Here is a 12,233-nt window from a genome sequence, read left to right as displayed (position 1 = left end):
TCTCATCCTTTGAGTAACAACTCGCCGGCTGAGCGGTATTTAGGCAGGTCAGAGTGCCTACTGAACGTGTGGTTTTCTAGGGTCCAAACCCACTAAATTCTCATTAAATAAGAAAGCAACAACTCGAATATTCCCCCAATTCTCACTCAGTGAAAAAACACACTTTTTCACCAAGTTTTGTAGCGCAATTTTCTCGTTTTTTTGGCACTTCTCAACTTATGAGAAGTGAACAATTTTTTACCGGTTTTTGAAGGCAAAAACGTATGCGATTGCGTGCAAATTTTGCGTGAAACTCTGGTGTAAACTTTGTCGAATTTTCATCAACAAAAGTGATTGAGAAAACAGCGCAAGAAGATTGGCGCTTTCTATCCCACCGTCAAGGTGTTATACATATATATAACACCAACTCAGCCAAGGAAACCAATCATGACGCATTGGCATGATCGCCAACCGATTTTCCGTCAGTTGGCTGACCAGATCACCCAGCAAATTTTGCAAGGCATCTGGCAAGAGGGCGAAGCTTTGCCTTCGGTACGCAGTGTCTCTGCGGATATGAAGATCAACCACCTGACGGTCATGAAAGGCTATCAGTTATTGGTTGATGAAGGATTGGTTGAGAAGAAACGTGGGCAAGGCATGTTTGTCGCCCAAGGAGCAAAAAAACAGCTGCTTGCTGATGAAAAAGCCCGTTTCCTTGAACAACAAATTCCGCAGATCGCCGACACACTACAACGTCTGGATATGTCTCTTGATGAATTTATCCAACAAATCCAAACACATATTGAAGGTGACCAATGAGCGCATTAGTCAGTGTAAAACACGTCTCCAAGCAATATCGTCAGCAGGGTGAAGCGCTGCATGACGTGAGCTTTGATCTACAAGCGGGTCAGGTGCTTGGCTTGTTAGGTCATAACGGTGCGGGTAAATCGACTCTCATTAACGCCCTACTCGGTGCACACGAATATCAGGGCACCATTCGCATCAACGGCTTTGAGCCAATCATGCAACGCGACAAAATCATGCAGAGCTTGTCTTACATCTCGGATGTGAACGTTCTGCCAAACTGGATGACGGTTGCTCAGCTGCTCGATTACACCGAGGGCGTACACCCAGGCTTCAATCGCAGCAAAGCCGATGCCATGCTTCGTCAAACCGACATCAAGCCGCGCGCACGCATCAAATCCCTATCCAAAGGCATGAAGGTGCAATTGCACTTGGCCGTTGTCATCGCGACCAATACACAGATTCTGATTCTGGACGAGCCAACGCTTGGCTTAGATTTGGTTTATCGCGATACCTTCTACCGTCATTTGCTGGAATGGTTCCACGATGGCGAGCGTGTGCTGATCATAGCGAGCCATGAAGTATCGGAAATCGAACACCTACTGACGGACGTGCTAATTCTTAAACACGGTCGACCTGTTCTGCAAACCTCAATGGACAGCATCAGCGAAGATTACTTCATACTCGATGCCAGTGATGAGCATCGCGCACAAATCGAATCGCTGAAACCACTGTCATCGCAAAAGGGCTTAGGCACGACTAAATGGTTGTTGTCATCACAATACGCAGAACAAGTTGCAGGTCTGGGTAATGTGTATGGCGTCAAGCTTGCGGATCTGTTCTTGGCATTGCAGAAGGAGGCAGCATAATGAAATCGATTATCGCGATGTTGCGTAAAGAATGGCTAGAGAACCCATTGGTTACACGCGTGCCGTTATTTATGTTTGCCTGTGGCGTGCTGCTGTTTGTCAGCTTGATGAGTAGCTCGACACTGCAACACAATATGTTCTTCCAAATGAGCTTTGGCGGTGATGTCAGTGACATCCACAAAGAACTCGGCGATGAAGTCAACATGCTGATCACCGGCGGAATTGGTTTGTTGTCTATCCTGCTTGGCACTCAATACTTCCCGAGAACGCTGCGTAAAGAGCGCTCAGAGGGCAGTATCATGTTTTGGCGCAGTATGCCTGTCAGTGACGTAAAAACCCATCTGGTGAAGCTGGTGTTTGGTTTATTGGTGATTCCATTGGTGTGCTCGGTATTGGTTTTCGCTGCCGACTTTATGCTGTGGATGTTGAATGTTTCAACTGACCACCAGTTGGCGTTGTTGTATCGCCAAGCATCATTGGGTTTCGTGCTGCTGAACTGGATTGAATTTTTGCTTCGAATGGTAGTGGCTGGCGTGTTGTTATTGCCGCTCGCACTAACCGCAATGGCAATCTCACAGAAAGTGAACTCACCCCTGTTGGTGATCTTGATTGGTATTTACGCACTTCGTTGGATGCCGATTGCGATGTTCAACTTCTATGGTCTGGATGACTTCTTCTCTGCTATTTTCTATCTACCATTGCACGCGATTCTTGCACCGAATCCGTTCAGCGCAATTCCAGATGCAGGTTGGATGAATGTCGGTATTTATGCGTTCATCGGTGTGCTTGCTTGGACAGCGAGCATCAAATTCAGCCGCACCGTGAACTAGCAAACACAGGCAAAATAAACCCATCAAAAGCGAGGTACTGTCCTCGCTTTTTTATTTCCGCGCCCATTTTATTTACGCACCCTAGCAGCATTTGCGCTAAACCACTTTGACTAAGCTAGGCAGCAGAGCGTCGATGTTTTTCACTTCATCGAACTGAGCCAACTTTCGCTGTATCCGCTCTGCTGGCAGCGCTTGTACTCTTGCGATATAGCGGTTTTTCAACAGGCACGCCACTTGATCCCACTGTTGTATATGCGCATGGGCCATCAGCAGGTATTGTGAAATGACGTCTTGCTGCGCGTGACTTCCCCCCAGCTTGCTGTGCACATCTCTCACCTGGTTAATCAACTCAATGCAATGACGGTAGTTCGAACTGTGGTACGCCTTGATGGCCTGCATCAACTTGCTGCCTGTCATAAACTCCACTTCCTGAGTTTGTAGTGGCGAACTGATAATTTGCGTTATATTGGCATCTAACTGGTCATGATGATCGGTTTTCGCTAACACCATGGCATTGTGAATTTCAGTAAACATGATAGTGCTGTCGGCAGAAATCTCTAGTGCTCCGGCACTCAATCGATGCCAACGCTCTCCAACATCAGCTCCCATGAACTCCAAGCGAGCCAATAACGAAGCTGCGTTTTGGATATCAAGGTATATCGAAGACTCTGCAGGGTAGATGTACTGATCAAACAAAACCAAGGCGCCATCAATATTGCCTTGCTCAAGATGGAACAACGCAAGGTGCCACCAAAGATGGCCGCGAAACGCATTGTGATTTGAAAACGTATTCGTATGACCTTGTAAGAACTCAATGCCCTCTTTCGCCTCGCCTTGCATCTCAAAAATATGAGCCATCGTATGCTTGGCGATTAGGTCTTGGTGGTTCAACCCTAACGTCTGGCGCGCAAACGCCTCTGCCAATTCATATTCCCCCGCCTCTTCGAGTGCAAAGGCATGAGCGGCGGCAAACATCCAATATCCTGGCGTCTGCTCATCCCAATAGGGTAAGACTTGCAAAGAAACGTGCAGTGCCCGTTGCTTTTGGCCAAACCAAAATGTTTGCCCCGTAAATTGGCGATAGGCAATGATATCCAAAGGCCAAAGACTCAGAATATGTTGCCATGTATCCAGAGCCCCCTTCAGATTGCTTTGGCTCCATTGTTTCAACGCATGCATGTGCAGCGCTTCACGCTTGGTGGCCGATTGCGCGAACTGATCCAACTGCGTAACCATTTTAGCCACGATGGGTAAAGTAGAACGACGCCCATCACTCGCATGGCTGTACGCCTTAAAAATCCATCCCATCATAAAGTCCGGATAGAGCAGTAGCAGTTGATCGAGATCGCTCATTGCACTGGGAAGAAAGGTCAACGTATCTTCGAGAATCCGTTCAAATTGTTCTGCGCCTGCAGCATCAATGCCGTTCATCTCTAGCGTTCTTTTGTCTTTAACCATTACATACCTACTAGTAGATAGCCATTAAATTTAAAATAATACCCGCACTTATCGCGGGCAGTATTATGAATAATATTAGCGTTTAAGGAGTGCGAGACAACTCGCCTTCACGCTGCGAATGTAATCGGCATCTTTAAACTGAGAAAGTAACATACTGCCTTCCAGCGCAACAAAGATTAGCCTTGCAACTTGGGCTGATTCCACTCGTAAGTCGAACTCTCCGTTCTCTACACCCTGATCAATGATTTTTTGTAGCCATTGCTCATTCGTTTGCACAAAACGCGACAGCAGCCCTTCTAGGCCATCTGCCAAAGAGTAAAAGTCAGAAGCGTACATACCACACAAACACAGCTTATCTTGCTCGCGTACGCCAATAAAAATATCAGCCAGCGCTTCAATTTTTTCCTCAGCACTGCTTGGTTGGCCCTCGATCTGAATTAACGCCGCTTCGTAATTTGCGAGATAGCGTTCAAACACCGCTTCAGCCAAGTCTTGCTTGGTTTTAAAATGGTAATGAATACTCGCGGTCTTAATACCCAGCTCATTTTGGATGTCGCGAAAGCTAAAACCATTAAAACCTCGGCTTTGTATGTAGCTTTCAGCAAGGTCGGCAATCTTTGCAGCCGTCGGGCTAAGTTCTTTCATGTGGCTTCCACCTTAAACATTTTTGCAAAAGATAGCATGCCCTCACGAACCTGTCTACCTACTGGTAGGTATTGTTTATTTTTCAAAAAAGGCTTAACCTACCTATCAGTAGATAATTAGCATTAAAGGCAAACAATGAAATACGATTTTATTATTATCGGAGGCGGTTTGAGCGGTCTCTACACCGCAGCGTACCTAGAAAAAGCGGGGTATAACTACTTGCTACTTGAGGCGAGAAGCAGACTCGGCGGTCGAATTCTTTCTTCTGCGAGCTTGGCAGCAAACAGTCAACACGACCAATTTGACCTCGGCCCATCTTGGTTTTGGCCCAAGATGAATCATCGCGTCATGAGGCTTGTCGACAACTTATCGCTTCCCATCGTAGAACAGTATGAAACTGGCGATATGTTAATCGAACAAGCCGGGCAGGCTGGTATTCGTCAAGTATCGAATCAATTCTTTTCTTCTCCTCAATCCATGCGAGTATCGGGTGGCATGGCGCAATTGGTAGCAGGAGTAGCAAAGTTACTCAACCCAGAAAACATCAAATATGAGCATCAAGTGCACGCAGTGAGTCATACTGAAAGCCAAGGATATAGCGTCGATGTTATCCACCAAGCAGAGCGGCTGACCTTAGAGAGTGAGAACATCATCTTCGCTCTCCCTCATCGTTTGATTGCCAATAACATCCGCTTGACGCCCCCCCTTCCAACAACGGCGTTAAATGCGCTGGAAAAAACGCCCACATGGATGGCCGCTCACGCGAAATTCTTCGCCATTTATGACCGACCTTTCTGGCGTGCAAACGGATTGTCCGGTTACGCAAACAGCCAAGTTGGCCCATTAGTGGAAATTCATGACGCCAGTGCTGAAAATGGTCATGCCGCCCTGTTCGGTTTTATCGGTTACGATGCTCAAGATCGCGCACAGCTAGGCGCCACTGAATTGAAAACCATGGCAGTTGAGCAACTAGCGAGACTCTTTGGCCCCGAGGCGTATAACGTCACTGAAGTAAAACTGCTCGACTGGTCGAAAGAGGCATACACGGCGGTTGAAAAGGATCACACCATGCCAACTCATCACCCGCGTTATGGACTCAACGCATCACTGGAGCAATTAAGCCAACAGGGCATGTACTTTGCGGGAACAGAATCAGCACAAGAGTTCGGTGGATTTATTGAGGGCGCATTAGAAGCAGCAGAGAGTGTTATCGAAAAGCTTGCCGCTCGTTAAATTGCTCTATCCATTCATTTATGGGGAGGTTGTTGCTCCCCGTAACCCACTCGTCCCTTAGTTCTACTTCTACTTCTACTTCTACTTCTACTTCTACTTCTACTTCTACTTCTACTTCTAAAAAATATTGTGATAGTACTTCTGGCGGGTTAAGTCCATAATCCCACGATCAACGAGCATCAAGCTCTTATCTTGAAACCATTAAGTAGAACAACAGTAATGACAGCACAGTCAACGGTCATTCTTGGACTGTATAACCCGAAAGATCCAACCAATGTGGGAGCGGTAATGCGCGCAGCAGGTTGTTATGACGCCACACAAGTTCGTTATAACGGTACTCGCTATAATCGTGCGGTAAAATTCCGAACCGACACGAAGAACATGCACGAACGTATCAATTTGATCGAAATGGACGATCTCACCGCTCACCTTGCTGAAGACGTGAAAGTGGTGTGTGTTGAGTTGGCAGTTGGCGCTACGGCGTTGCCTCTTTTTACTCACCCAGAAAACGCGGTGTATGTCTTTGGCCCAGAAGATGGCTCACTGCCGCAAGAGGTTATCGATAAGGCTGACCACGTAGTGTATGTTCCCACCAATGGCTGCATGAACTTGGCGGCAACGGTCAATGTTGTCTTGTATGATCGTTTGGCGAAAAATCTGGGCACGATTGACGACCATCAACAAGTGATTACCAACCGAGACAACAAAAATCGATTGAAGGTCAAAGACTGCGTATCAGCGCAATAATTTGTACTCGGTACTGCTTAATAAAAAAGAGCCTATATCGAAATATAGGCTCAAAGCAGTGAAAAAGTGTGCGTGATTTTGATTAATATTTTAGTTATGCAACGATGGCTGAAACTTTGACCGCATCGCTAATGGTGCGATAGTTTGGAGAGAACTGCTGTACGCTCGCAATGACTTCGTCATAATCAGCCTGAGTCCCCTCACCTTTTACTTCAAATTGAAATTGGATTTCATCAAAGCCAACTGGCGCTTCTTCACTCACATTTAGGAAGCCACGTAAATCCAGAGCGCCCTTGATGGTTAACTTCACAGCGTCTAGCTTGATACCACGAGCACTTGCGCCCGCAACAAAACCCACCATCATGCAACCAGCCATGCCGCCCAATAGGTAATCTTGAGGTGTTGGGTATGCATTGTTGCCCAATAGCTCTTCTGGCTCACCAACTTCAAAGCTGAAGTCTTTGACGATTTCTTTTCCGCCAACCTTTTGATTCAAAGTACGGATTTCACTGTGAACGCCGCCTTTCCATTCAGCAACAATGCCGTATTCAGAGATCGCCTGCGTTGCGTCTTCAGTGATCACTTGAGTGTAAGCCGCTAGGTCATCGAGTTTAATGCCGTTTAGTGGTGAGTTATCCATGATATGTCCTTGTTATTATTTGATGTCGTGTTTACTACTGAATTTTTAATTGGGGCCTTTAGGGATGGAGTGAAAGGCCCCAATTCGCACGTTTAGTGATGTTAGTTACGGCCAGCCATTACACCGCCGTCGACATTAAGCACTGTGCCAGTTACCCAAGACGATTTGTCTGACAGTAAGTACTCAATCGCGTCTGCCACATCTTCTGTTGAACCGATACGGCCAATCGGGTGGAAATCATTGAAGCCTTGCAGTGCTGATTCGATTTCTTCTTCCGCGATAAATGACTTGTAAATCGTCGACATCACAACAGCTGGTGCTACAGCATTTACGCGTACGCCGTGATCACCAAGTTCAATTGCTAGGTTTTTCGTCAGAGCATGAAGACCCGCTTTTTGCATTGAGTACGCTGATGATGGCGTTGCTTTAATTGCTTGGTGAGCCCACATAGAACCGATATTTACGATCGCACCGCTGCCGTGCTCTTTCATGTTTTTCGCCACAGCCTGAGTGATGAAGAAAAACGCGCGGTTCATGTCTAGTTGTAGGTCGTAATCACGCTCTGAGTGGTCAAGGAAATCAACCGGTTTGAAGAAGCCAGCAGCATTAACCAAGTAACCAATATGACGTTTTTCAGCATTCAATTGTTCGATAAAGCTTTTCACTGCACTTGGGTCATACAGATCAACTTGAGCGGTTTCTACCTGGCCTTTGGTCACACTTTCTAAATCCTGCTTTGCTTCAGCAAGGTTGTTTTTATCGTGCGAAAGAATCATGACGGATACACCAGCTTTAAGAAGTCGCTCTGCTGTCGCTTTACCCATACCTGATGAGCCGCCTACGATAAGTGCAATTGAAGATGTGTTGAACATAATACGTTTCCTTTCTCTCATTAACCTACCTACTAGTAAGTAGGTGGTGTTTTTATTAAAAAAGGAGGTGGTTTGGGAACCAGCTCCTCGTCAGTGGTTGTTACTCTAAGATCATATTATTTTCACGTCAATAACTTTATCTACCTACCAATAGGTATATTTGGTTATTTCCTTATTATTCAAGCACTTATTTGTAATACTTTTTATTCTACCCGTTCACATCATCAATAAATAAAAAAAAAAGCCACAGATAAACTGTGGCCTCTATAAGTATTTTTTATCAATCTAGCCAAGGAACGAAATGTAGCCTTGCAGAATGATCAAGTTAACGATGTCGATGAAGAAGGCACCAACAATCGGTACAACCATGAAAGCTTGTGGCGACGGACCAAAGCGGTTAACGATAGAACCCATGTTCATTACCGCTGTTGGGGTTGCCCCCAAACCAAAACCACAGTGACCACCAGAGATAACCGCTGCATCATAGTTACTACCCATCACCTTGAACGTTACGTAGTAGGTAAAGATAGCCAGAATCACCGACTGCACGCCCAGAATCACCAAGAATGGGATCGCTAGGTCGAAAATGTTCCACAGTTTCAGGCTCATCAATGCCATTGCCAAGAACAGAGACAACGATACCGTACCTAGCATATCGACCGTTTCTGTATCTAACTTACGGACTTTAGTTACTTCCAAGAAGTTAGTGATGATCACACCAATGAACAATGCGTAGACGAAGTCTGGAATCATCAGCCATTGAATATCGTAAGTGCTCACCCATTGCTCTACGTACTTAGCGCCTGTCACACAGATCAATAGGAAGAATAATTTCTCAACCACTTTTTTCGCGGTTACTTTGTCTTCTTCGTATTCGTTGTACGTCACCAATTCTGGGAATTTTTCGTGGGTTTTGGCATCTCTGCCCCCAGGACCATACTCAGATTCGATCTTGTTCTTTTCGATCAATCGCTGAGCAACCGGACTACCGATGATACCACCGATGATCAAACCGAATGTTGCTGACGCCATCGCGATTTCCAACACGTTATTTAATCCATACACGTCTTGGAACGTTTGTGACCATGCCGCTCCTGTGCCGTGGCCACCTGAAAGAGTAATCGAACCTGCGATAAGCCCCATCAGCGGATCTAAACCCAATGCCGCCGCTAATGAAACACCGACACCGTTTTGTATGATGATGTAGAACGACGCGACCGCTAAGAAGATAAAGACCTTCGCGCCCCCTTTCATCAACTGAGTGTAGTTTGCTGCTAAACCAACAGTAGCAAAGAACATCAGCATAAATGTGTTCTGCAACGGCAAATCGAATTCCAGATCGATACCGTTGAAATGAAGAGCAGTAATGGCGCAGGCGACTATCAAGCCCCCTACAATCGGCTCAGGTATGTTGAATTTCTTTAAGATCGGTAGCTTAGCATTAATGAAATGCCCCAAAAAAAGCACACTGATCGCAACCAAAAAGGACTCCAGTGCACCTACAGATATCAAATGATTCATATCGCCTCTTATTATTGTTCTCTTCATCCTCCGTAATGATTGAGTGTTAGTTTAACCTTCGCTCAATAGCAAATTTTCTCGCTATATTTTTTCGAAAATACTCAAAAGGTTGTGTTAAATGCGCCTTAGGCTAGTTTAAGGGACGGTCGTTAAGCGATGTTCTGATTTATGCGCTATTCGCAAGCCCTAAAATGTAAAAGGAGCCGATTAAGCTCCTTCTTATCCGGTTCACATTCAAAGCAAAAATGACTGCTTGATGTGGATGGACATATAGTGTTGTGAGTATTGTCCGAGAGAGACTTTCTGAACCGCTATCGGGCTCCCTTACTTAAACAGAAAGTCATCCTCACTATTGGGCAAAGTTCCTTCCCGTTATAACGAATAGAGCGCCGTGGTGGCGCTCTAACATCTGGGTTTGCTTGTATCCTATCGTAGTTCAATAACTCTGACTCATGATGATTAAAACGAGCCGAATCCAAGGAAATTCTCAAGCTTGCAACAAGTGTTCTCGTTACAACGGAGCGAGATTATAACATATCGCTGAAAATTTTCCTCATTTCAGTGCTATTCGCCACTTTTATACTTTTCTTCTGCAATGATTAACTGTTCTATATCATTGTTGCAGACGAAAGAGCGAAGCGCCTCAAACTTATCTTCATCCCACGTGTAGATTTGCAGCGCGAGCAGCTTATCGATGGTGTCTTGCTCAAAGCGAAGCTTGATGGGTTTTGCGGGCGATCCTGCCACCACGGTATAAGGCGGGATATCTCTAGTCACCACACTGTTTGCCGCGATCACTGCGCCTTCCCCAATGGTGACGCCGGGCATGATCATCGCGCGCATACCAATCCAAGCCGCGTCACCAATAACGGTATCGCCTTTGCCTTGGTAAGATTGCTCAATGTCATCAAGAAACGGATACAGACAGAACCAGTCCGTCCTGTGATTATGGTTGCCGCCCATCAAAATCACCGCTTCAGCCGCGATACAAACGTAATCACCGATGTAGAGCTGATCGACTTCCCACCTCGGCTGCCACGCTTTACTGACTTCATCGCCATGCAGATAACGCACGACCGAATCTTCAAAGCCGTTATCCCAACAATCGCTGTAATAACTGTGGGTGCCTTTGATGTGGATGTTTTGGTTTTGCACCACTTGGTGCAGGTACTGAAATTTGGACCAATGTTTTTTCATGACAATTACCTCAATAGAGTAAATGTATGCCACGGAACGATTTCTCGTGGCGTTGTTGCTGCGTTCTCAGTCAACGACGCCTATTGGATGCGGGGTTGCAGTAGCAATGGATTATTCATGAATGTGCCCTCCAGCGCGCACACTATAAAAAGCATGTATAATTTTCAAGCAAACCAAACAAATAACAAGATTCCGAAAATGAAAAGTCACTCTGCCTTTGCCTCTCTGCTGCTGTTTGCTGCCACAGCGTCTGCGAGCGAAAACATTAAAATCGAATACCTCCCAGCGGAAACTGCCGATGATCGCTTTGCTGCGCAAGTGATTGAAAGCAGTGAAGTGAACGGCATCTTTGTCCAGCTTTCTGATGATTACTTCCCGTTTGATAACCCACTAACACTGAACTACGGTGGCGAAGACGGTCCGCTTTACGATCCAGAAACCCACATCATCCATATTCCCTACACCTTCTATCTGGAGTCATTTAACTACTTCACCAACAACAAATACCAAGAACGTTACGGTAAATCACCGAAAACGGGCGCGCTCGATACTTTGCTGCACACGCTATTGCACGAAGCCGGACACGCTTACATTGCCGATCAAAACATTCCGGTACTGGGTAAAGAGGAAGATGCGGTCGATAACTTCGCTACCATTTTGTTGATTGACTACGTTGATGAAGGTGCCGATGTGGCGATCAGTGCTGCAGACATGTTCGCATTCGAATCCGACGACAGACCGGACTACTACGATTTTGGCGAGTACATTGACGAGCACAGTTTCGATCTGCAGCGCTACTTCTCTACCCTGTGTCTGGTTTACGGCAGCAATCCAGAGCGATATAAAGCCTTGTTAGATGAGGTAGAAAAAGATTACTTACGCGATCGTAAAGAGTTCTGCCAATTCAATTACGGCAACATCCGTGATAATTGGCTGCATTACTTGCAAGACAATGAACTAAAAGAAAAATAATCGCGTAAAAGGGATAAGAACAGCCAATAATGAGCTCAATCATGACCAAACTGACCGTATTTTACGATGGCACTTGTCCCTTGTGCGCCAAAGAGATGAAGGCGCTAAAACAACGCGATGCCAAGCAGCAGATTAAAACCGTCGATATCTACAGCGAAGCGTTCGCCGCTTATCCGCAGATCGATCCGGAACAAGCCAACACCATTTTGCACGCCCTCAACGATAAGGGTGAGCTGCTGCTTGGGCTGGACGTGACTCATCGTGCATGGCAACTGGTCGGTCGCGGTTGGTTGTATGCACCGCTGCGTTGGCGCGCTGTCAAACCTGTTGCGGATTGGCTTTACCTCAAATTTGCCAAAAACCGCTACCGCGTCTCCTACTGGTTAACGGGCACTTCTCGCTGCAATAACGGTTCGTGTTCACGTTAATTGTGATCCTGCTTAAAAATGCTACGACCTTAGTCTAA

At 46.1% G+C, this 12,233-nt stretch carries 13 protein-coding genes; 7 read left to right on the top strand and 6 right to left on the bottom strand.

The genetic code is table 11. The annotated features are described in order from the left end of the window. Positions 1-426 precede the first annotated feature (426 nt). From ATB76_RS11030 to ATB76_RS11020, 3 genes are read left to right on the top strand one after another with little or no spacing between them, the layout of a single operon-like run. Positions 427-798 (top strand): GntR family transcriptional regulator, encoded by a 372-nt coding sequence (locus tag ATB76_RS11030; RefSeq protein WP_005428840.1) that lies wholly within the window; start codon positions 427-429, stop codon positions 796-798. Further along, the gene (locus ATB76_RS11025; protein ID WP_061035194.1) at positions 795-1,652 is read left to right on the top strand and encodes an ABC transporter ATP-binding protein; all 858 of its coding nucleotides are present in this window, start codon (positions 795-797) and stop codon (positions 1,650-1,652) included. Before ATB76_RS11030 ends, ATB76_RS11025 begins: the two co-directional genes overlap by 4 nt. Next, positions 1,652-2,482 (top strand): hypothetical protein, encoded by an 831-nt coding sequence (locus ATB76_RS11020; protein WP_061035193.1) that lies wholly within the window; start codon positions 1,652-1,654, stop codon positions 2,480-2,482. The genes ATB76_RS11025 and ATB76_RS11020 overlap by 1 nt, the downstream gene beginning before the upstream one ends. A gap of 96 nt (positions 2,483-2,578) precedes the next feature. Here ATB76_RS11020 and ATB76_RS11015 read toward each other — a convergent pair whose 3' ends face one another. After that, positions 2,579-3,940, bottom strand: a complete 1,362-nt coding sequence (locus tag ATB76_RS11015) for a tetratricopeptide repeat protein (RefSeq protein ID WP_061035192.1) — start codon at positions 3,938-3,940, stop codon at positions 2,579-2,581. A gap of 75 nt (positions 3,941-4,015) precedes the next feature. Continuing rightward, positions 4,016-4,585, bottom strand: coding sequence for a TetR/AcrR family transcriptional regulator (locus ATB76_RS11010; RefSeq protein WP_061035191.1), 570 nt, complete (start codon positions 4,583-4,585; stop codon positions 4,016-4,018). Between the two features lie 135 nt (positions 4,586-4,720). On the opposite strand from ATB76_RS11010, the gene ATB76_RS11005 reads away from it, so the two are divergent. Next, positions 4,721-5,818: an FAD-dependent oxidoreductase gene (locus tag ATB76_RS11005; protein ID WP_061035190.1), complete on the top strand. Its 1,098-nt coding sequence runs from the start codon at positions 4,721-4,723 to the stop codon at positions 5,816-5,818. 219 nt (positions 5,819-6,037) lie between these two features. After that, the gene (locus ATB76_RS11000) at positions 6,038-6,565 is read left to right on the top strand and encodes an RNA methyltransferase (RefSeq protein WP_061035189.1); all 528 of its coding nucleotides are present in this window, start codon (positions 6,038-6,040) and stop codon (positions 6,563-6,565) included. A gap of 94 nt (positions 6,566-6,659) precedes the next feature. Here the strand turns inward: ATB76_RS11000 and ATB76_RS10995 are convergent, their stop codons facing one another. The 4 genes from ATB76_RS10995 to ATB76_RS10980 form a co-directional block, all read right to left on the bottom strand. Continuing rightward, positions 6,660-7,205: an OsmC family protein gene (locus ATB76_RS10995; RefSeq protein ID WP_038869862.1), complete on the bottom strand. Its 546-nt coding sequence runs from the start codon at positions 7,203-7,205 to the stop codon at positions 6,660-6,662. A gap of 101 nt (positions 7,206-7,306) precedes the next feature. After that, a complete protein-coding gene (locus ATB76_RS10990) occupies positions 7,307-8,077 on the bottom strand; it encodes an SDR family oxidoreductase (RefSeq protein ID WP_061035188.1) in 771 nt (256 codons plus the stop codon). 285 nt (positions 8,078-8,362) lie between these two features. Next, entirely contained in the window at positions 8,363-9,598 is a 1,236-nt protein-coding gene (gene gltS / locus ATB76_RS10985; RefSeq protein WP_038869865.1) for a sodium/glutamate symporter, read from the bottom strand. 564 nt (positions 9,599-10,162) lie between these two features. Next, on the bottom strand, positions 10,163-10,795 hold the full coding sequence (locus tag ATB76_RS10980; RefSeq protein WP_061035187.1) for a CatB-related O-acetyltransferase: 633 nt from the start codon (positions 10,793-10,795) through the stop codon (positions 10,163-10,165). Between the two features lie 198 nt (positions 10,796-10,993). Between ATB76_RS10980 and ATB76_RS10975 the strand changes: the two genes are divergently transcribed. Beyond that, the gene (locus ATB76_RS10975) at positions 10,994-11,767 is read left to right on the top strand and encodes a DUF4344 domain-containing metallopeptidase (protein ID WP_061035274.1); all 774 of its coding nucleotides are present in this window, start codon (positions 10,994-10,996) and stop codon (positions 11,765-11,767) included. Between the two features lie 41 nt (positions 11,768-11,808). Then, the gene (locus tag ATB76_RS10970) at positions 11,809-12,195 is read left to right on the top strand and encodes a DUF393 domain-containing protein (RefSeq protein WP_039986424.1); all 387 of its coding nucleotides are present in this window, start codon (positions 11,809-11,811) and stop codon (positions 12,193-12,195) included. Positions 12,196-12,233 lie beyond the last annotated feature (38 nt).

Origin of the sequence: Vibrio sp. MOR3 (assembly GCF_001557775.1) — a bacterium.
In the GTDB taxonomy this organism is placed as follows: Bacteria; Pseudomonadota; Gammaproteobacteria; order Enterobacterales; family Vibrionaceae; genus Vibrio; species Vibrio jasicida.
Note: the sequence above shows the minus strand (reverse complement) of the source record. Positions and strands in the feature narration are given on the sequence as shown.

What these genes read in the sequence shown, in the direction of transcription:
- ATB76_RS11025 (WP_061035194.1), top strand. Translation starts at nt 795, where the DNA reads ATGAGCGCATTAGTCAGTGTAAAACACGTCTCCAAGCAATATCGTCAG.
- ATB76_RS11005 (WP_061035190.1), top strand. Translation starts at nt 4,721, where the DNA reads ATGAAATACGATTTTATTATTATCGGAGGCGGTTTGAGCGGTCTCTAC.
- gltS (WP_038869865.1), bottom strand. Translation starts at nt 9,598, where the DNA reads ATGAATCATTTGATATCTGTAGGTGCACTGGAGTCCTTTTTGGTTGCG.
- ATB76_RS11000 (WP_061035189.1), top strand. Translation starts at nt 6,038, where the DNA reads ATGACAGCACAGTCAACGGTCATTCTTGGACTGTATAACCCGAAAGAT.
- ATB76_RS10995 (WP_038869862.1), bottom strand. Translation starts at nt 7,205, where the DNA reads ATGGATAACTCACCACTAAACGGCATTAAACTCGATGACCTAGCGGCT.
- ATB76_RS11010 (WP_061035191.1), bottom strand. Translation starts at nt 4,585, where the DNA reads ATGAAAGAACTTAGCCCGACGGCTGCAAAGATTGCCGACCTTGCTGAA.
- ATB76_RS11030 (WP_005428840.1), top strand. Translation starts at nt 427, where the DNA reads ATGACGCATTGGCATGATCGCCAACCGATTTTCCGTCAGTTGGCTGAC.
- ATB76_RS11015 (WP_061035192.1), bottom strand. Translation starts at nt 3,940, where the DNA reads ATGGTTAAAGACAAAAGAACGCTAGAGATGAACGGCATTGATGCTGCA.
- ATB76_RS10980 (WP_061035187.1), bottom strand. Translation starts at nt 10,795, where the DNA reads ATGAAAAAACATTGGTCCAAATTTCAGTACCTGCACCAAGTGGTGCAA.
- ATB76_RS10975 (WP_061035274.1), top strand. Translation starts at nt 10,994, where the DNA reads ATGAAAAGTCACTCTGCCTTTGCCTCTCTGCTGCTGTTTGCTGCCACA.
- ATB76_RS11020 (WP_061035193.1), top strand. Translation starts at nt 1,652, where the DNA reads ATGAAATCGATTATCGCGATGTTGCGTAAAGAATGGCTAGAGAACCCA.
- ATB76_RS10990 (WP_061035188.1), bottom strand. Translation starts at nt 8,077, where the DNA reads ATGTTCAACACATCTTCAATTGCACTTATCGTAGGCGGCTCATCAGGT.
- ATB76_RS10970 (WP_039986424.1), top strand. Translation starts at nt 11,809, where the DNA reads ATGACCAAACTGACCGTATTTTACGATGGCACTTGTCCCTTGTGCGCC.